The organism is Plantibacter sp. H53, assembly GCF_001650455.1.
In the GTDB taxonomy this organism is placed as follows: domain Bacteria; phylum Actinomycetota; class Actinomycetes; order Actinomycetales; family Microbacteriaceae; genus Plantibacter; species Plantibacter flavus_A.
In genome coordinates, this window is record NZ_LWCT01000028.1 from 1 (window position 1) to 18,886 (window position 18,886).

Sequence of the window (18,886 nt, forward strand, 5' to 3'; positions counted from 1 at the left end):
GCGTCGGATCCGTCGGGTCGGGGGCGGGCGCTGCGGTTTCACGACCACCGGCGGTGACCGCGTCGAACGTGTCGACCGTGAAGGTCACGGGCCCATTGCTCGCGGAAGCCGACAGATAACCGGAGAGTCCGACCGCACCCGGCGCCTGGAGAGCGGCGGCGGCGTCGGTCGCCGACACCTGCCAGTCGGCGGGCTCCGCAGAGGACCCGGCCCACACCTTGGCGGTGAGGCTCGTCGCCCCGTCCACGGGGGCGCCGGCGGCGGCTCGGAGGCGCAGCGTCCCACCCGCGGACGCCGACAGCCCGTCGATCTTCTGCGAGACCAGCACCGTCGTGCCGGACAGCAGCTGCAGGCGGACGTCGTTCGCGGCACGGAACCAGAGTCTGGCGCTGTACGCGACGGTGCCGACCTGGCGGGTGATCACCGAGTAGTACCCGCCCCCACCGTTGGCGACGATGGAGGGGGTGACGTCGGTGAGCACGTCCGCGGAGGCCTCGGTGACGCCCATCAGGCGGGCGGCCCGGGTGCCTCCCGCGGGAGCCTGGATCGTCGCGGTCGAGCCGGACACGGCGAAGGCGGTCTTCCCTCCGGCCACGGTCCAGGAGCCGCCGGTCTCGGCGTCTCCCCAGGCGTTCGTCACCGAACGCTCGAAGGTGTCCGAGGCGAACGGCTGGGCGCCCGGCTCCGGCTCGACGACCGGTGCGGTCACCGTCACCACCTGCGTCACGCTCGCCGTCGCCTGATCGTCATCGGTCACGGTGAGCGTGACGGGGTGATCGCCGGCGGCGGCGAAGCTGTGGCTCGCGGTGGCCCCGCTCGCGGTCGTACCGTCGCCGAAGTCCCAGGCGTATCCGATGACGGTGCCGTCGCCGTCGGTCGAGGTGGTACCGTCCACGGTCACACCCAGCCCGTCGACCGTCGTCGTGAAGGCGGCGGTGGGCGCCTGGTTCTCCGGGTCGGGGGCGACACCGTCGACCCCGACCGAATGGTGCGCTGCGATCTGCGCGCCGGTGAGAGCTCGCGGATAGACGGCCACGTCGTCGAGACGACCGTTCAGGTGGTCGCTCGAGGGGCGGTCCGGCCAGCCGGAGAGCGAGGTGCCGCCGACGGTCCAGTAGCCGCTGTAGTCCTGTGCCCGGACGGTTCCCTGGTCCTCGGCCTCGAGGGCGCCGTCGATGTAGAGCTGCTGGCCCGTGTTGCCGAGGACCGCTACCACGTGGTGCCACTCGCCGTCGTTCACCGCCCTGGCCGAGGTGACGGTCCGGACGGTCCCGGGATAGAGACCGAAACGGACGCGGCCGTCGTCGCCGAGGTAGACGAGGCGGTCGCGGTTACCGGAGCCGAGCGCCGTCCCGTTGGATGCGCCGATGATCGGGCCGCCGCTCGTCGACGTCGTCTGGACCCACGCCTCGAGCGAGAAGCGGTTGGTGAACGGTTCGGTCGTCGTTGTCACCCCGCGCGCGTCACCACCGAACGACGTCGACGTGCCGCCGCCGTCGGACTCCGCGCCGGGCTGAGCACGGCCCAGGGTCGTGCCGGACAGCTGCAGCTCGGCCGCCCCCACCCAGTCACCGCCGGTCGTCCCCGTCGCCTCGTTGAGTGACCAGTAGTGCGAGGGACTGTCGGCGAGGACCGAACGGTCCAGGTCGGTGGAGGCGATCGGTGCGCCGCCTGCGGCCGTGAACGTCACGTTGTCCCCCCAGGCGACGTTGCCGGTGGCGTCGGTCGTCTTCACCCGGTACCGGTAGTCGCGACCGACCGTGAGGCCCTGGTCGATGAACGTGAGGTCGGGCCTGTCCCAGAAGGACGCCGCTGCATTCACGGTGAACACGGGCGATGCCGTGTCGTTGTCGCGGATGACGTCGTATCGCAGCACCTCGCTGTCGCGGTCCTCGTTCGACGGCCAGGTGACCTTCGCCGCGCCGTCACCGATCGCGGTCACGGTCGGGGCCATCTTGGAGCCCCCGAGCTGCGGGCCCTGCACGTTCGTCGAGACGGCGCGTGTACCGAACCGGGCGAGACCCTGCTGCGGCGCACCGTTCACGGTCGTGAACTCTCCGGCGTACAGCACGTACTCGTCACTTGCGGCGACGTCCCACGGGCCCTGGCTCAGGCCGGTGTAGCTGCCGGCGTTCATGTCGGGGAACCAGTGGAGGAGTTCGGTGGCGGGATTGCCCTCGAAATTGCCGTAGGTCCAGCCTCCGGGCGGGGTGTTGTGTGCGACCCGCCCGACGCTCTCCTTCGAGAAGGCGACCGCGCGGTGGTATCCCTCGGCGTTGGGGAAGCCGCCGGTGTTGTCGCAGGCGTGTGCGTGTCCGGCCGTGTAGACGACGTCGCCGACGACCTGTACCGAGTAGCTGTCCCCGTGGCAGTCCGCCAACCATTGGAGGCTGCCGTCGGCCCAGCTCATGCGGAACGTCCCCTCGGTGGCCTTCCCGCCCTGACTGTGCTGGTAGCCGACGCCGTACACACTGTCGGCGTCCGAGGACAGCGAGAAGACGGAGGACTTCGTGCCGCCGTTCCGGATGATGGAGTTGGCAGCCCACGGTAGGACCACACCCGAGTCACCGGTGACCGCACCCATGCCGAGGCCCGGCTCGGTGGAGCCGCCGATCGAGGTGAATCCGCCGCCGAGTACGATCTTCGACGCATCGGGCGAGACGACGATCGCCTTGACCGAGCCGCCGAGCACCGAGGGGTTCCACGGCTGCAACGCGGCATTCGTCGTGCTGAGCGCGGCCCCACGGAGACGCTCGTTCTTCTGCACGGAGGTGAAGATGCCGCCCAGGTATACGCTCGTCGCGGAGACGGCGATCGATTCGACGGTCGCGTTGACGGTCGGAGCGAAGCTCGACACGAGGGTCATCGACGGAAGGTCGAACGCCGCGACGCGATACCGGGTCGTGCCGTCGACCTTCGTGAAGGAACCGGCGACGTACAGCCGCGACTGGTCGGGGGACACGGCCATCGCCCGGATCTGCCCGTCGAAGGACGTCGAGACGTCCGAGCGCAGCTCGCCGGTCGCGAGATCGTACGCGAGGAAGTTGGACCGGGTGACGGTGGCGACCCCGGCTGCGGCTCCGGCTGGTCGCGCGGTCGTGAACTGTCCACCGACGTAGACCGTACCGCCGGCGACGACCTGGTCCCAGACGACGCCGTCGATCTGCGGGGCGGGCAGTGAATCCGCGGTCACGGTCGTCGGGGTGAGCGGATCGGTAGGATCCACAGGCACACTGTCGGCGACGGCGGCGGAGACCGGGACGAGCGTGCCGAGCAGGATGGTCGCCGTCGTCGCAGCGCCGATGAGGACGCGCTCCCATCTCCTCGGGATCCGCGTTCGAGACTCGTCGGCTCGTTCGGTTCGCAGTCGACCCACGGTGTTCCCCTCTTCCGGTGGTGGTGGCGCACCGGACGAGCGAGGCGGCCAAAGCACCACGCATCTGCTTCGGCACGTCTTCCGATGCTGTCAGTCCACTGCGAGTCTTCCAAGACGGGTGGCGCCCCCAATTCGGGGCAAGGCGGTCAGGTCGGGCTGCTCGGAACGACCGTGGCCGAGGAGCCGGCGGACGTATGATCGACTGCCGAGCGGGCGACAGTGCTCCGACGGACCGGTCGTGAAGGAGGCCTCGTGCGCAGTGCCGTGCTCGGCGTCGTGCTGCTCGTCATCGGGACGATCGCGGTCCTCACCGGCGTCCTCCCCGCCCCGGAGGCCCTCGGCATCGCCGACCGCGTGTGGCCGATCCTCCTGTTCGTCGTCGCGATCACCGTCGTCGCCGAACTCGCTGCCGACGCCGGCCTGTTCACGCTCGTCGCCTCCCGGCTCGTGCGCTGGGGTCGGGGGAGCACCTGGTTGCTCTGGTTGCTCGTCGTCGCGCTGGCCACGCTCAGCACCGTCTTCCTCTCGCTCGACACCACGGCCGTCCTCCTGACGCCGGTCGTCATCACGCTCGCGCGGCACGCGGGGCTGTCGCCGGTGCCGTTCGCCCTGACCACCGTCTGGTTGGCGTGCACGGCGTCGTTGCTGTTGCCGGTGTCGAACCTCACCAACCTCCTCGCCGAGCACGCGATCGACGAGGCCGCCACGACGTCGGGCGGCGGCCCGCTCGGTCCCGGTGGTTTCGCAGCGCTCATGGTCGTCCCCGCGATCATCGCGGTCGTGGTCCCGTGCATGGTCCTCGCGATCGTGTACCGCCGCCAGCTCGCCGGTGCCTACACGGTGGACGTGGAGGCGCAGGACGACGACCGGGTGCTGCTATGGACGTCCGGGCTCGTGGTGCTGGTGCTCCTGCCACTGCTGGTGTCGGGTATCCCGGTGTGGATGTCGGCGGTCGGCGCGGCGGTGATCCTCGTCGTCGTGTTCCTCATCCGGCGTCCGGCGGCGTTGCGTCCGGCGCTCGTCCCGTGGCAGCTCGTCCTGCTCGCCTCAGGACTGTTCCTCGTGGTCGAGGCGGCTCACGCCCTCGGGCTCGCGCGGGCGCTCGCGTCCATCGCGGGGACCGGCGACTCCCTCCTGGCGCTCCTGCAGCTGGCTGGGGTCGGCATGGCGAGCGCCAACCTCGTCGACAACCTCCCGGCGTACCTCGCACTGGAGCCGGTGGCCGGCGATCCCGTGCGGTTCGCCGCCCTGCTCGTCGGCGTGAACGCGGGCGCGCTCATCACCCCGTGGGCCGCCCTCGCGACCCTGCTCTGGCATGCGCGGCTCACCGCGGCGGACGTCGAGTTCGGTTGGGGTCGGTTCATCGCGCTCGGATTCGTGGTCGCTCCGCTGACGGTGGCCCTCGCCACCGTCGGGCTCTGGCTGGCCCAGGGTGCCGGCGCCGTACTGCCGTGACTTCCCAGCGCCGCCCTAATGCTCGTGGCGCGCGTCGGCCGCCCGGCGTCGCTCCAACAGCTCCGTGACGATGAGGTCGATGAGGTCGAAGGGGATCGGCCGGCTGAACGGGAACTGCAGCGTGTCCTTCGCCGCCCGGTAGTCGGCGACGGCGTTCTGGAGGGGGCCGTCGAACGGGGGGATCGAGTAGAGGGCGATGTGGTGTTTCCAGGCGCCGAGGTACAGCAGGTAGCGGTCGTCGAGCATGAACGTCGGCATGCCGTACCGGATGGCTTCGGTGACTTCAGGCACGATGCGGTGGACGCGGAGTCGGATCTCCTCGATGGCGTCCGCGGCGTCGGCGGGTTGCGCGGCGAGGTAGTCGTCGATCGTGGTGGGTGCACCCGGCATGTCTCTCCTCGTCGGAACGGACACGGCACGGGAGCCGTCGGGCCCCCGTGCCGTCATCGTCCCACGTCCGAGTCTCGCGCGACAGTGGTGGTTCTACCGCTTCGCGAGGGCGCGCCGCACGTCCTCCTGGACGAGGTCGGCGTTCATGATCGCGCCGGCCATCGATCCGGCCGCCGCCGCCTGGAGGACCTGGGTACGCAGGTTCGTGACGTCGCCGGCCGCCCAGACGCCCGGCACCGAGGTGGCACCCAGCTCGTCGACGCCGATCGCGTCGCCGAACTCGGCTCCGCGGGGGTGCGGTCGCGTGTGGAGCCCGAGACCGGCGAACGCCTCGGCGCGCACCCGGTTGACGGGGGCGACGGCCAGCGCCTCGACGGGGACGGTGCGGCCGTCGTCCAGGCGCACGCCGACGAGCCGGTCGTCGGCGATCTCGAGCCGCTCCACGACGCCGTCGACCACCTCGATGCCCCGCGCCGCGAACGCCGCCTCCTGCTCCACCGTGAAGGTGCCCGCGGTGTTACGGAGCACGACGACCCGGTCGCTCAGCTGCCGGAACAGCTGCGCCTGGTGGGCTGCGGCCTCCGCGTTCGTGCCGAGGACACCGATCACGCGGTCCTGGACCTCCCAGCCGTGGCAGTAGGGGCAGTGGAGGGCGTCGCGGCCGAACCGCTCCCAGAGGCCGGGGATGGGCGGGAGCTCGTCGGCGGTGCCGGTGGCGATGAGGAGGCGGCGGCCTCGGACGATCGCGCCGTCCGCCGTCGTCAGGGTGAACCCGTCATCGTCGCGCCCGGCATCGACGACCTGACCGTCGACGACGCGGACGCCGTACGACGCCACCTCCGCGCGGCCGAGGCGGAGGAGCTCGCGAGGCGGGGTGCCCTCTCGGGTCAGGAAACCGTGGACGCCGTCGGCGGGTGCGTTCCGGGGCTCGCCGCCGTCGACGACGATCACGGACCGTCGTGATCGTCCGAGCATGATGGCTGCGCTGAGCCCGGCGGCGCCCCCGCCGACGATGACGGCGTCGACGAGGTCGGTGGTGGTTGCTGGAGTGACGGGAGTGCTCATGGATCGTTCCGTTCGTTCGACGTGCTGGGAGGTGTCCAGGGTGCGCCGACTGGTGCCGAACTGGCAAGAACCCTTGCTGAAGCGGCAATGTGCGAGCGAGAATCGACCCATGGCGCATGCACACGACGAGCAACGGTCTATCGACGGTGTCCTGGATGCCGTCGGGCCGAGGCTGCGAGCCATCCGGCAGCATCGCGGCACCACCCTCGCCGCATTGTCGGCGGAGACGGGCATCTCGGTCTCCACCCTCTCCCGGCTCGAGTCCGGCCAGCGCCGACCGAACCTCGAGCTGCTCCTCCCGCTCGCCAAGGCGCACCAGGTGCCCCTGGACGACCTCGTCGGTGCTCCGCAGACGGGTGATCCCCGCGTCCATCTGAAGCCCGTCCAGCGGCACGGCCAGACGATCGTGCCGCTGACGCGTCGATCCGGCGGTCTCCACGCGTTCAAGAGCATCATCCACGGCGGCGACGGCCCGCAGACGCCTGAGACGCAGAAGGTCCACGAGGGCTACGAGTGGCTCTACGTCCTCAACGGCCGGTTGCGGCTCCTCCTCGGCGACCAGGACATCGTGCTCACCGCGGGTGAGGTCGCCGAGTTCGACACCCGCGTCCCGCACTGGTTCGGCCGGGCCGAGGCCGCAGGGGTGGAGTTCCTCAGCCTGTTCGGCAAGCAGGGTGAACGGATGCACGTCCGCGCGACGTCGACGAGGAGGAGCGCGTGATCGGACACGATGACGAGGAGGGTGCCCGCCCACCCGAGGACGATCGGCCGTTCGCGGAGCAGCTCCTCGAACGCCGCGGGTTCGCGATCACGGCAGCCCTGTTCGTGATGCTCGGCGGGCTCGTCGTCCCGTTCGTCGGCTGGGTGGCCGGCATGGTCATGCTGTGGCGGTCGCGCGCCTGGACCACCAAGCAGAAGGTCTGGGCCACCGGCGGACCGATCCTCGCGAGCGCCGCGGTGCTGCTCGTCCTGGCCCTCCTGACCGCGAACGGGAAGTCGACGGACGCCGGCGTCGGTGGCTCGCCGGCGATCCCCGTCGTCTACGACCTCGGGTCGACGGCCGTTGTGCTGCTACTGATCGGGTATGCGGCGGCGGGTGCCTGGTTGCTCTGGCTCGCGCTCCGGACCGTGGGCCGGCGCGCCTGATTCGCGGTCGTCGCTCAGGTGGACCGGGCAGCATGGGCAGATGCCCGACTCCTCGCGATTCCGCCGCCCCCTGCCCGTCCAGCCCGGACCCGGTGAGGAGTCCGTCTGGGAGTACCCGCGTCCGCCGCGGGTCGAGCCGCGCGACGAGCGCGTCGTGATCCGGTTCGGTGGCACGGTCATCGCGGAGTCGACGGCCGCGGTCCGGGTCCTGGAGACGAGCCACCCGCCGGTGTACTACGTGCCGGCGGCGGACTTCTCGCCCGGGGTCCTGGTGCCGGTCGACGGGACGACCATGTGCGAGTTCAAGGGCGAGGCCCACTACCTCGACGTGCGGGTGGGCGACGAGGTCGCCGGTGCCGCGGCGTGGACCTACCCCGATCCACGCCCGGGATACGCGCCGCTGTTCGGCATGATCGCGGTCTATCCGGGACGCATGGACGCCTGCGAGGTCGACGGGGTGCCGGTGCAGGCGCAGGAGGGCGACTTCTACGGCGGATGGATCACGCCGGGGATCGTCGGGCCGTTCAAGGGCGCCCCGGGCACGCGCGGCTGGTAGACGCCGCCGCCCTACACCCGCTCCTCCGTCGCGCGCAACGCCCTGGAGCACCCTGCACCCGCATGCCACGCTGAGCGCCAAGCGCTGTCGACGACGAGGCGCGCAGGAGGCGGTCGAAGCCATGGACGTGTTCGATGAAGCAGCGGACCCGGGTTGGTCCCTCCTCCGTGTCGTCCCGCTGTTCGGCCTCGCCGTCAGCGTCGGTGCGGTCGCCGGTGCGGCCCTCGCGGCCGGTGCCGAGCTCTTCGGGGCGGTCGGGACCGTCTCGATGCATCCGGCCGATCTCGGTGGGATCGCCGTCCTCGTCGGCGGACTCGTCGGTGGGATGCTCGCCGCCGTCGGGGCGGTCGGCGCACTGCTGGCGCTCGGCATCCTCGACCACTGGGGCGAGCGGGGCCCGGTCCACCGGGCCTGGATCGCCGGTGGTGGTGCGGCCTTCCTCGTCCTGATCGTCGGCGGCCTCATCGCCGCACCCATCGGACTCGCCTCGACGATCGGGGTCGTCGTGTTCGCGGTGCTCGCCGCCGGAGTGGCGGCCGGCGGTGGGCTCTACGCCTTCGAACGGGCGCTGGCGCGTCGTCGAGCCGGGTGGGTCGGCCTCAGCCGGTAGCGCGGGGACGGTCAGCCGGCGAGCTGCTGGAGGCGCGCCCGGTGCCAGTCGGTCTGCGTGAGGGCCGAGACGCGCAGGAGACCGGTCAGTGCGTCCCATCCTGCCGACCAGCCGATGCGGGAGGCGATGGTCCACACGCTCGCGTCGGGGGCGTCAGCCAGGACGGCGCGCACCTCGTCGGCTCGCCGCAGATGGTGCGCGGCCAGCTCGTCGCAGCGGTCCGCGAGTCCCGTGAACCGGAAGCCGTGTCCGGGGACCACCTGATCGCCGTCGTAGCCGCGGACGCGGTCGAGCGACGACAGGTAGGCCGTCACCGGGTTCTCCGAGGTGCGCGCCCCGAGGCCGAGGCCGGAGAAGATCGTCGGCAGCACGTGGTCGCCCGTGAAGAGGTAGCCGCGGTCCTCATCGCGGAGGGTGAGGTGACCCGTCGTGTGGCCGGGTGTGTGCAGGACCCTGATCGAGCGACCGGGGAGCGTCAGCAGCTCGCCGTCCTCGAGCGTCCGGTCCGCGCGGGTGTCGCCGAGGTGCCCGGCGGGTGCCGTCGCACGAGTGGCCCAGGGGCGCACGGTCGTGTCGTCCGCCGGGACGCCCCACTCGTCCAATGCTGCAGCGAGATCGGCGGGGCCCGGCGGCGTGGAGCCGGCCGCCTCGTCCTCGAGGCGGTGCATGAGGACCGGTGCGGCGAGCTCGTCGCGGAGGGTGCCGGCGAGGCCCAGGTGATCGGGGTGCAGGTGGGTCACGACGACGCCCGTGAGCGTCGTCACGCCGATACCGCGGAGCTCCTGCAGCAGGTGTTCGCGGCCCTCGGGGGTGTCGGTTCCGGGGTCGACGACGATCGCGCGACCGTCGGTGCCGAAGAGGACCGAGCAGAGGGTGAACGGATTGCCGGGGTCGCCGGTCGGGACGGCGATGACGACCGTGTCGGCGTCGAGGTGCTCCGTCGCAGGGATCCGGCCGTCGCGGAAGGCGGCAGCCTGGGATTCGCTCGATGAGGTGATCATGGTGCTGCTCCGGGTGGTGTCGGGGGACGGACCAACCCTAGTCGTGGGGCCCGTCGGGTTCAGTACGATGGGTGCATGACCGTCAACGACATCCTCATCGGCGTGATCGCCTTCATCACCGTCTTCGGCGGCATCGGCCTGGTCGGAGCGCTCGTCGCCATGGCCAAGTCCGGTTACCACGGCTGATCCTCCCCGGAGGAGGCTCGGCCGGTTCCGCCGCGGCTCAGCGGGCGACGGCCTCGTCCGTGGCACGCTGTACCGCCGCGAGCGCTGCCGCGACGGCCGAACGCTGCAGTGAGCCCTTCCTCGCCGTCGCGACGATCTTCCGTTCGCTCATCCCGGCGATGGGTTTCCGCACCACGTCCGTCCGCGAGCCGATCGCGATGTCCGGAAGGACGGCGATCGACAGCCCGGCCGCCACGTGGTCGATGACGACCTCGTAGCTCGTGAACCGTCCCGCCACCTTCGGTTCGAACCCCGCGCGACGACAGATCAGCGGGACGAGTTCGCCGAGGTAGGTGCCCGGGGCGTCGAGGGCCCACGACTCCCTCTGCAGCTCGCTGAACGTGACCTGCTCCTGTGCGGCCAGTCGGTGGTCGAGTGGCGCGATGAGCAGGAGGGGGTCGGTGGTGAGCGGCACGCTGTGCACCGAGGGGTCGAGGAGGAACCCGTCCTCCTGATCGACGGTGATCACGACGTCGCAGGTTCCTCGCTGGACCGCCGTTGTGCTCTCGTGCGGTTCGACCTCGATGAGTTCGACCTCGAGGCGCGGGTACTGCCGCGAGAGGGAACGGGCTGCGGGGATGAGGATGGGGGCGATGACGCTCGCGAACCCGGCGATGCGGAACCGACCGGACGGCTCGGACTCGACCTCGGCCAGCTCGACCTCGATGGCGTCCATCTGCGCGAGCAGGGCCCGAGCGCGCTCGACGAGCAGCGCACCGGTCGGCGTCAGGGTGAGCGTCCGGCCACGTCGTTCCAGGAGCGCGGCGCCGGTCTCGGCCTCGAGGACGGAGAGCTGCTGCGAGACGGTCGAGGGGCTGAGGTCGAGCTCACGGCCGACGGCGCGGATCGTACCGAGGCGGTCGAACGCCTCGAGCAGTCGCAGTCGCACGGGGTTCAGGGCCATGTTGCAACAGTATCGAGCGCGCCAGGGCGCCCTCCACACGGGTCGCAGTCCGATCCGGGTCCCGTGGCTCCCGGAGGGTGCTGACCGTCACCGTCCGGTTCACTCCCAGACGAGCTCCTCCGGCAGATGGCCGGGCTCGGCGAGTCGGGCGTTCCGGAGCACCGCGCCGTCGGGGCCGACCGAGAGCGCCGTCACCGAGAGCGAGGCGAGGCGCAGGCCGTCGTGGTCGTCGATGCGGACGATCGCCTCGTCGGCGTCGGCGGGGACGCTCGTCGTGGAGCGCAACGTGCGCAACCACGGCTCCCAGGACGCGGCCGTCGCACCGTCCAGCGGCCCGGTGGGCGACGGGACGTCGAGGAAGGCCGGCCGCCACCGGTGGACCCGGGGGACGTCGAGGTGGTCGGGGCCCTCGTGCGTCACGAGGTGGAGACCGGGTGCGACGTCGATCGACCTGAGCGAGGCGCCGTCCCAGCTCGTCACGGTGACGCGGTCAGGACCCAGCTCCACGAGGTTCCATGACCGGGCGCTGCGGGCATCGTCCGCGTCGACGCCGGTCGTGACGGCTTGCAGGGGGAGGACGCCCCGCGAGGTCCACCCGGCGGCGGGCATGTCGAGGTCCTCGCGTCGGTTGAGGACCACCGCCGCCCGGGGGCCGCCCGTTGCGTCGTCGTTCGTCGCCAGCCACGCGCCGCCCGCTTCGCGGTCGTGGATGCCGCGGACGCCGTCACCGAGTCCGGGCCACCACGCGCCGGGTGGATCCCAGGCACGCCCCGGCTGCTCGTCTCGCAGCCCGAGGACGGCGATCGGCCACGCGCGCCCCGGCTCGAAGTCGATGATGACGGTGCACACGCTGGTTCCTCCTCGGGCCGGCCGGACTAGGACAGACTAGACGAGGACCCGGCGCGGGAGCGCCGGAAGCGAGGAGGCGGCATGGGCGTGCAGGATGCATCGCGGACGGCGGCAGGGCGCACGGTCGTCGTCGGGATCACGGGCGGGATCGCCGCGTACAAGGCGGTCGGTGTCGTCCGCGGGTTCGTGCTCGCGGGCTTCGACGTCCACGTGGTGCCCACCGAGAGCGCCCTCCGGTTCGTCGGCCTGCCGACGCTCGAGGCGATCAGCCGGAACCCCGTCACGACCTCGCTGTACGACGGCGTCGCCGAAGTCCGGCACGTCGCCCTCGGGCAGCGCGCGGAGCTCATCGTCGTCGCACCGACGACGGCCAACACCCTCGCGAAACTCGCGGCGGGACTCTCCGACGACCTCCTCGGCACCACCATCCTGGCCAGCCGGGCGCCGGTCCTGCTGGCGCCGGCGATGCACACCGAGATGTGGCAGCACCCGGCGACGACCGCGAACGTCGCCCTCCTGCGATCGCGCGGGGTGGCCGTCATCGGGCCGGCGCACGGCGCGCTGACGGGCGGCGACACGGGGCCGGGACGCATGAGCGAGCCCGACGACATCGTGGCCGCCGGCTTGGCGCTGCTCGCCGGACGCACACCTGGAGCGGACGCGCACCCGGACGACCTGCGGGGTGAGCGCGTCGTCGTCTCGGCCGGTGGCACCCGTGAGCCGCTCGACCCGGTGCGGTTCCTCGGGAACCGGTCGAGCGGTCGGCAGGGGCTGGCCATCGCGCAGGCCGCCGCCGAGCGCGGGGCGGACGTGGTGCTCGTCGCGGCGCACCTGGACGCCGATGTCGCGGCCGAAGCGGCTGCGGTCGACGGTCTGCGGGTCGTCCCGGTCGGCACCGCAGCGGAACTCGCGGTCGCCGTGGAGGACGCGGCGGCCGACGCGACGCTCGTGGTCATGGCGGCCGCCGTGGCCGACTACCGCGCCGCCGAGATCGCCGAACGGAAGATCAAGAAGGACGACACCGGCGACGAGCTCACCCTGCGACTCGTCCGCAACCCCGACGTGCTCGCCGGACTCGCCGCGGCCCGGGTGCCGGGACGCCTGGTCGTCGGGTTCGCCGCGGAGACCGCCGCCGACCGCGAGGAGCTCCTGGCCCTCGGCCGGACCAAGGTCGCGCGCAAGGGCGCTGACCTCCTCGTGCTCAACCGCGTGGGGTGGACCGACGGCTTCGGCACGCCGGACAACGAGGTCGTCGTGATCGACGGCGCCGGCGAGGTGGTCGGCGAGGCGACCGGGTCGAAACGCGGCATCGCCGACCGGCTGCTCGACCTCGTGCTCGCCCACCGGGCGGATCCGGTTCGTTCCCAGGCTGGCGAGCCTCCCCCCGAACGGGGCTGACCACTGCCACGATGGCACCATGCCACGCCTCCGTCCCGCGCGCCGTCGCGCCTCCATCGCCGCGGCGCTCGCCGGAGTCATCGTCCTCTCGATGGGTCTCGCGCAGCCGGCCGCCGCTGCGGAGTACCCCAGCTGGGAGGACGTCGAGGCGGCCCGTTCGAGCGAGTCCTCGAAGCAGTCGACCATCGGTCAGATCGAGGGGCTCGTCCAGCAGCTGAAGACCGCTGCGGCGCTCGCCGAAGCCGAGGCCGTCCTCCGTGCCGACGAGTACGAGGCCGCTCAGCTGGCCGTCGACGAGGCGAGCTACCGTGCCCTCTCGCTCCGTGAGCAGGCCGTCGCAGCGACGACCGCGGCGCAGGCCTCCAAACGCCAGGCCGGCGCGCTCGTCGCCGCGTGGTTGCGGTCGGGGAACGTCGACCTCAGTACCGCCGCGTTCCTCGACGGCCAGGAGCCGGAGTCGCTCCTCGGACGCTTGAGCACGATCACGAAGCTCAGCGAGTCCACGGACGGCACCTACGACCGGGCGAGGACCGATGCGAACACGGCGTCGCTCCTCACCGAGCAGGCGACCATCGCCGAGGCCGCCCTCGGCGAGCTCGCCGCGGCAGCCGAGACCGCGCTCGGCGACGCGGTCGCAGCCCGTGCCGACGCCGAGACCGCCGTGTCCGAGCAGCAGGAGTACCTCGCGACGCTCGAGGCCCAGCTCGTGGTCCTCAAGGAGAACCGAGCAGCCACCGAGGCCGACTACCGCAAGGGCGAGGAAGTCAAGGCGGCCGCGGCCGCCGCTGCTGCAGCCGCGGCGGCTGCGGCTGAGGCTGCACGGGCGGCTGCCGAGGCCGCTGCCAACGCCGGCGGTGGTGGAGGAGGCGGCGGCGGAGGTGGCGGTGCCTCGGGTGCCGTCGGGAGCCAGGGGTGGGCCCTGCCGATCTCCGGCCGGATCACCGACAACTACGGACCGCGACCCGGTCGCCCCGTGCCCGGCGTCAACCCGTTCCACTCGGGCACCGACATCGGAGCGGGTTGTGGGCGAGCGGTCTACGCCGCGAACGCCGGCACGGTGGTCTACGCCGGCTGGCTCGGCACCTACGGCAACTGGGTCCTCGTCGACCACGGCGGCGGCGTCATGACCGGATACGCGCACAACAGCAGCATCCTCGTCGGCGAGGGGCAGTGGGTGTCCGCCGGTCAGAACATCTCGCTCGTCGGGACGACGGGTGCCTCGACCGGATGCCACGTGCACTTCGAGGTCAGGATCGGCGGTTCGCGCGTCGACGCCGTCCCGTTCATGGCGGACCGGGGCATCCGGCTCGGCTGAGCCGCGTCCCGGATCGAGGCGTCAGAGTCCGAGGCGCTCGAGCTCGGCGTCCATGCGGCGAGCCATCTCCGCGTACCCCTCGTCGTTCGGGTGGAGGCCGTCTGCGGCCATCCACTCCGGGTGTCCCTCGATCCAGTGCGACGCCCCGGGGATGGTGTCGGCGTCGATCTCCTGCGCGGCGTCGGCCACCCAGCCGATGATCGTCTCGATCGACTGCGGTCGCTCGTCGGTGTACCAGAACGGTTCGACGACGATGAAGCGGGCCTCCGGGAGGGCGTCGCGGAGGCGATGCAGGTCCGTCGTGATCTGTTCGTGGATCCGGTCGGCGGCATCGTCGAAACTGAACGCGTCGTTGAGGCCCATCGTGACGAAGACGATGTCGGGCTGCTCGGCGATGATGAGGGAGGGCAGGTCGCCGCTGCCGTCGCCGAAGCGGTCGCGGTGGTTCACGAACCCGAGGCCGTTGACGCTGGGGTTGAACTCCCGCCAGCCGCGTTCCTCGCTGACGACGGTGGACCAGCGGTTGGCCGGGTCGCTCGCTCCGGTGCCGAGGGTGTACGAGTCGCCGTAGAACGCGACGAGCGGTCCGTCGCCCGTGACGCCGCCGGTCCCCGAGCCGGGGGAAGCGCAGGCGGTGAGGCCGGTGGCGAGGGCGAGCAGGGTGACGGCGGCGAGCAGTCGTGATCTCATACGGATGCTTCGGAGCGGTGGGCGTCGCGGAGGGTCGAAGCGCCGGTCGACTGCCGACGGCCCGGAACGCGGATGCGGTTAGGGTTAGGTCGTATCAACGCGAATGCGTGCACTAGCCTGTCTCCATGCCGCAGATCCGTATCCGAGACGCCGCCCTGTTCCTCGGGGTCAGTGACGACACCGTCCGTCGCTGGATCGACCAGGGCGCACTCGTCAGTGCGAAGGACGAGGCGGGCCGAGCGGTCGTCGACGGCCTGTCGCTCGCTCGGCTGGCCAGGGAGAACGCCGTCCTCCCCGTCGACCCCTCGGAGATCGGACGCTCGGCACGCAACCGCTTCGTCGGCATCGTCACCGACATCACGATGGACACGGTCATGGCGCAGGTCGAACTGCAGTGCGGCCCGCATCGGGTGGTGTCGCTCATGAGCAGTGAGGCCGTACGTGAACTCGGTCTCGAACTCGGATCCACGGCCATCGCCGTCGTGAAGGCCACGACGGTCCTCATCGAGACCCCGAAGGCGAGCTCATGAACCGCATTGCACCCCGTCGATCCTTCCGACTGCTCAGCGCACTGGCCCTCGGCACCGGGGTCCTGCTCGCGGCGTCCGCTTGCGCCGCACCCGCGGCGACGCCGACACTCACCGCCTCGGCCACGACGGGCGAGCTCAGCGGCTCCATCACGGTGTACGCGGCCGCCTCGCTCAAGACGACCTTCACCGAGCTCGCGGAGGACTTCGAGGAGGCGCACCCCGGTACGACCGTCGAGCTGACCTTCGCCGGGTCCTCCGACCTCGTCACGCAGCTCACGAACGGTGCTCCCGGCGACGTCTTCGCCTCGGCGGACGAGAAGAACATGGCGAAGCTGACCGATGCCGACCTCGTCGAGGGTGACCCGGTCGACTTCGCGACCAACGTCCTGCAGATCGCCGTGCCCCCGTCGAATCCCGCCGGCGTGGAGACCTTCGCCGACCTCGCTCGTCCAGGCGTCAAGACGGTCGTGTGCGCGCCGCAGGTCCCCTGTGGAGCGGCCACGGTCTCCGTCGAGGACGCCACGGGTGTCGCGCTGAGCCCGGTCAGTGAGGAGTCATCGGTCACCGACGTCCTCGGCAAGGTGACCTCGGGCGAGGCCGATGCGGGGCTCGTCTACGTGACCGACGTCATCGCGGCCGGCGACACCGTGCAGGGCATCGCCTTCCCCGAGTCGTCGGAAGCCGTCAATACCTACCCGATCGCGCCGCTGGCAGGAAGCGCGAACCCCGCCGTCGCCGCGGCGTTCGCGGCCTACGTCGTGAGCGCCGAAGGACAGCGGGTGCTCGCCGACGCCGGCTTCGGCGCACCGTGACCCCGTGAGGGATCTCGGCTCGGGGGTGCCCCGCTGGATCGTCGTCGTCGCCACGGTCGGCGCGGCGTTCGTCCTGCTGCCGCTCGTGGCGATCGTCCTGCGCGTGGACTGGGCGGACTTCGGAACACTCATCACCTCGGAGTCGTCGGTCGCGGCGCTCGGGCTGAGCCTGCGGACGTCGTCGCTCGCGACGGCACTCTGCATCGTGTTCGGCGTGCCGCTCGCCCTCGTCCTCGCGCGCACCCGGTTCCCGGGGCAGCGGCTGCTGCGGTCGCTCGTCCTCCTCCCGCTCGTGCTCCCGCCCGTCGTCGGCGGGATCGCGCTGCTGTACACCTTCGGTCGGCTCGGCCTGCTCGGACCGGCGCTCGCTGACGCCGGGATCGACATCGCGTTCTCCACGACCGCCGTCGTCCTCGCCCAGACGTTCGTCGCCCTCCCGTTCCTCGTGCTGAGCCTGGAGGGGGCGATCCGCACGACCGGCTCGCGGTACGAGGCCGTCGCCGCGACGCTCGGCGCACGTCCCACCACCGTCTTCCGCACCGTCACGCTGCCGCTCCTCGCACCCGCCGTCGTGTCGGGCGCGATCCTGTCGTTCGCGCGGGCCCTCGGCGAGTTCGGGGCTACTCTCACGTTCGCGGGCAGCCTGCAGGGGGTCACGCGGACGCTGCCGCTCGAGATCTACCTGCAGCGCGAGACCGATCCCGACGCCGCGGTCGCGCTGTCGCTCGTCCTCGTCGTCGTGGCCGTGCTCGTCGTCGGCGTGGCGGGGGCACAGGGGTCGATCCGCCGTGGACGGACCGTCGCCGGAGTGGTGCGATGACCGGGGCGGCCCTGGAGTTCCGAGCGACGCTGCGTGAACGCGACTGGGAGCTCGCCGTCGACCTCGCCGCGGGGGAGACCGTCGCCGTGCTCGGACCGAACGGCGCCGGCAAGTCGACGCTGCTCGCCGTCCTCGCCGGGCTCCTGCGTCCGGACACGGGTCACGCGACCCTCGCCGGTCGCGAGCTGTTCGCGGTCGGTGGATCGGGTCGGGACCGCTGGTCGCCGCCGCACCGGCGGGGGATCTCGCTCCTGGCGCAGGAGGCGCTGCTCTTCCCGCACCGCTCCGTGCTCGACAACGTGGCCTACGGCCCGCTGGTCGACGGTGCGTCGCGCGGCGAGGCTCGGGACATCGCCCGACGACGACTCGCGGACGTCGAGGCGTCCGAGCTCGAAGGGCGCCGTCCTGCCGAGTTGTCCGGCGGCCAGGCGCAGCGGGTGGCGCTCGCCCGCGCGCTGGCCCCGGACCCGGCCCTCCTGCTCCTCGACGAACCGATGGCCGCGCTCGATGCGACGGTCGCGCCCCACCTGCGCCGCATGCTCCGTGAGCAGTTGCACGGACGGACGACCGTGCTCGTGACGCACGAGGTGCTCGACGCGTACACGCTCGCGGACCGGGTGATCGTCCTGGACGCCGGGCGCATCGTCGAGCAGGGGCCGACGGCGGAGGTGCTCGAGCGGCCGCGGACGGCGTTCACCGCGGACCTCGCGGGACTCGAACTGTTGTCGGGCGTTCGCACGGCACGCGGGATCCGTCTGCGGGACGGGGCGGAGGTCGAGGTCGACACCTCCGCGGAGGCAGACCCGATCCCGGTCGGGGTCGCCGTCGCCTGCGCGTTCCGACCGTCCCGCGTCGAGGTCCGAGAGGCTGACGGGTCTGGCAGCCCGAGTGCGTCAGGCGCCCTCCGCGCGATGATCACCGACCTCGAACCCCGCGGTGACGTCGTCCGGGTCCGCTCGGCGGTCATCACCGCCGACGTCGCCGTGCAGCAGCTCGCGGCCGCGGGGTGGTCGACGGGGGACGTCGTCGACTTCGTGGTCGACCCGCGGGCCGCGGTCCTCTACCCGCGCTGAGACGTCCTGCTCCGGGACACGTCCGAGACGTGACAGAGTGAGTCGATGAACCGATTCTGGAGGCGCTGGTGGCCGATCGTCGTCGGGGCGGCCGGCACGCTCGCCATCGGCGGGATCTGCGCGGCACTCGTCGCCATGGGGCTCGTGCGGCCGAACGCGATCGTGGCCGCCTCGTACGCGGTGCGCGGTGTCGACGTCTCCTCGTACCAGGGCGAGGTCGACTGGGACGTCCTCGCGGCTCAGCCCATCGACTTCGCGATCATGAAGGCGACCGAGGGATCAGGTGATCAGGACGAACGGTTCGCCGCGAACTGGGCGGGCGCGCAGCGGGCGGCCGACGAGAGCGGCTTGCTCATCGGGGCGTACCACTTCCTGAGTTTCGATAGCCCGGCCGAGACGCAGGCGCAGAACATCTTCGACACCGTGCCGGTCACCGCGGGGGCTCTCCCGATCACCATCGATCTCGAGTGCTACGCCGACTACTGTCGGACGCCAGCGAGTGCTGAGCGGGTCGCCGCCGTGCTCGATCCGCTCCTCGCCGCACTCGAGGAGCACTACGGTCGGCCGCCGATCATCTACGCCACCATGCGGTATTACGACGCGTTCCTCGCGGGTGCGTACGAGCGGAACCCGATGTGGATCCGCTCCGTCGTCACGCCGCCGGTCCTGAC

At 71.8% G+C, this 18,886-nt stretch carries 19 protein-coding genes; 12 read left to right on the top strand and 7 right to left on the bottom strand.

Features of this window, described 5'->3' with window-relative positions:
- Positions 1-3,376 (bottom strand): LamG-like jellyroll fold domain-containing protein (locus A4X17_RS12715; RefSeq protein ID WP_064296055.1); only part of this gene is annotated, 3,376 nt, incomplete at its 3' end.
- Positions 3,377-3,628: 252 nt separating this feature from the next.
- On the opposite strand from A4X17_RS12715, the gene A4X17_RS12720 reads away from it, so the two are divergent.
- Positions 3,629-4,831, top strand: coding sequence for an SLC13 family permease (locus tag A4X17_RS12720; RefSeq protein WP_064296056.1), 1,203 nt, complete (start codon positions 3,629-3,631; stop codon positions 4,829-4,831).
- Positions 4,832-4,846: 15 nt separating this feature from the next.
- On the opposite strand, the gene A4X17_RS12725 is transcribed toward A4X17_RS12720, so the two are convergent.
- The gene (locus tag A4X17_RS12725) at positions 4,847-5,221 is read right to left on the bottom strand and encodes an iron chaperone (RefSeq protein WP_064296057.1); all 375 of its coding nucleotides are present in this window, start codon (positions 5,219-5,221) and stop codon (positions 4,847-4,849) included.
- 93 nt (positions 5,222-5,314) lie between these two features.
- A complete protein-coding gene (locus tag A4X17_RS12730) occupies positions 5,315-6,286 on the bottom strand; it encodes an NAD(P)/FAD-dependent oxidoreductase (protein WP_064296058.1) in 972 nt (323 codons plus the stop codon).
- A gap of 109 nt (positions 6,287-6,395) precedes the next feature.
- Between A4X17_RS12730 and A4X17_RS12735 the strand changes: the two genes are divergently transcribed.
- The 4 genes from A4X17_RS12735 (at position 6,396) to A4X17_RS12750 (ending at position 8,598) form a co-directional block, all read left to right on the top strand.
- Positions 6,396-7,007, top strand: a complete 612-nt coding sequence (locus tag A4X17_RS12735) for a helix-turn-helix transcriptional regulator (RefSeq protein WP_064296059.1) — start codon at positions 6,396-6,398, stop codon at positions 7,005-7,007.
- Positions 7,004-7,432: a hypothetical protein gene (locus A4X17_RS12740; RefSeq protein WP_064296060.1), complete on the top strand. Its 429-nt coding sequence runs from the start codon at positions 7,004-7,006 to the stop codon at positions 7,430-7,432. The genes A4X17_RS12735 and A4X17_RS12740 overlap by 4 nt, the downstream gene beginning before the upstream one ends.
- Positions 7,433-7,472: 40 nt before the next feature.
- Positions 7,473-7,988 (top strand): DUF427 domain-containing protein, encoded by a 516-nt coding sequence (locus tag A4X17_RS12745; RefSeq protein ID WP_064296061.1) that lies wholly within the window; start codon positions 7,473-7,475, stop codon positions 7,986-7,988.
- A gap of 121 nt (positions 7,989-8,109) precedes the next feature.
- Positions 8,110-8,598, top strand: a complete 489-nt coding sequence (locus A4X17_RS12750; protein WP_064296062.1) for a hypothetical protein — start codon at positions 8,110-8,112, stop codon at positions 8,596-8,598.
- 11 nt (positions 8,599-8,609) lie between these two features.
- On the opposite strand, the gene A4X17_RS12755 is transcribed toward A4X17_RS12750, so the two are convergent.
- The 3 genes from A4X17_RS12755 to A4X17_RS12765 form a co-directional block, all read right to left on the bottom strand.
- The gene (locus A4X17_RS12755; RefSeq protein WP_064296063.1) at positions 8,610-9,599 is read right to left on the bottom strand and encodes an MBL fold metallo-hydrolase; all 990 of its coding nucleotides are present in this window, start codon (positions 9,597-9,599) and stop codon (positions 8,610-8,612) included.
- A 223-nt stretch (positions 9,600-9,822) separates the two neighbouring features.
- Positions 9,823-10,728, bottom strand: coding sequence for a LysR family transcriptional regulator (locus A4X17_RS12760; protein WP_064296064.1), 906 nt, complete (start codon positions 10,726-10,728; stop codon positions 9,823-9,825).
- Between the two features lie 99 nt (positions 10,729-10,827).
- Positions 10,828-11,577, bottom strand: a complete 750-nt coding sequence (locus A4X17_RS12765; RefSeq protein WP_064296065.1) for an NRDE family protein — start codon at positions 11,575-11,577, stop codon at positions 10,828-10,830.
- Positions 11,578-11,658: 81 nt separating this feature from the next.
- Between A4X17_RS12765 and coaBC the strand changes: the two genes are divergently transcribed.
- Together coaBC and A4X17_RS12775 are read left to right on the top strand one after the other, a co-directional pair.
- Positions 11,659-12,975, top strand: a complete 1,317-nt coding sequence (coaBC, locus tag A4X17_RS12770) for a bifunctional phosphopantothenoylcysteine decarboxylase/phosphopantothenate--cysteine ligase CoaBC (protein WP_064296066.1) — start codon at positions 11,659-11,661, stop codon at positions 12,973-12,975.
- A gap of 19 nt (positions 12,976-12,994) precedes the next feature.
- Positions 12,995-14,290, top strand: a complete 1,296-nt coding sequence (locus A4X17_RS12775; RefSeq protein WP_064296067.1) for a M23 family metallopeptidase — start codon at positions 12,995-12,997, stop codon at positions 14,288-14,290.
- A gap of 21 nt (positions 14,291-14,311) precedes the next feature.
- Here A4X17_RS12775 and A4X17_RS12780 read toward each other — a convergent pair whose 3' ends face one another.
- Positions 14,312-14,980, bottom strand: a complete 669-nt coding sequence (locus A4X17_RS12780) for an SGNH/GDSL hydrolase family protein (protein ID WP_064296068.1) — start codon at positions 14,978-14,980, stop codon at positions 14,312-14,314.
- A gap of 125 nt (positions 14,981-15,105) precedes the next feature.
- On the opposite strand from A4X17_RS12780, the gene A4X17_RS12785 reads away from it, so the two are divergent.
- The 5 genes from A4X17_RS12785 to A4X17_RS12805 all read left to right on the top strand — a co-directional run.
- A complete protein-coding gene (locus A4X17_RS12785) occupies positions 15,106-15,510 on the top strand; it encodes a molybdopterin-binding protein (protein WP_064296069.1) in 405 nt (134 codons plus the stop codon).
- Positions 15,507-16,322: a molybdate ABC transporter substrate-binding protein gene (modA, locus tag A4X17_RS12790; protein WP_064296070.1), complete on the top strand. Its 816-nt coding sequence runs from the start codon at positions 15,507-15,509 to the stop codon at positions 16,320-16,322. Before A4X17_RS12785 ends, modA begins: the two co-directional genes overlap by 4 nt.
- A 4-nt stretch (positions 16,323-16,326) precedes the next feature.
- On the top strand, positions 16,327-17,142 hold the full coding sequence (locus A4X17_RS12795) for an ABC transporter permease (protein ID WP_064296071.1): 816 nt from the start codon (positions 16,327-16,329) through the stop codon (positions 17,140-17,142).
- The gene (locus tag A4X17_RS12800) at positions 17,139-18,215 is read left to right on the top strand and encodes a sulfate/molybdate ABC transporter ATP-binding protein (protein WP_064296072.1); all 1,077 of its coding nucleotides are present in this window, start codon (positions 17,139-17,141) and stop codon (positions 18,213-18,215) included. The genes A4X17_RS12795 and A4X17_RS12800 overlap by 4 nt, the downstream gene beginning before the upstream one ends.
- A 45-nt stretch (positions 18,216-18,260) precedes the next feature.
- The coding region (locus tag A4X17_RS12805; RefSeq protein WP_064296073.1) for a GH25 family lysozyme at positions 18,261-18,886 on the top strand (626 nt) is incomplete at its 3' end.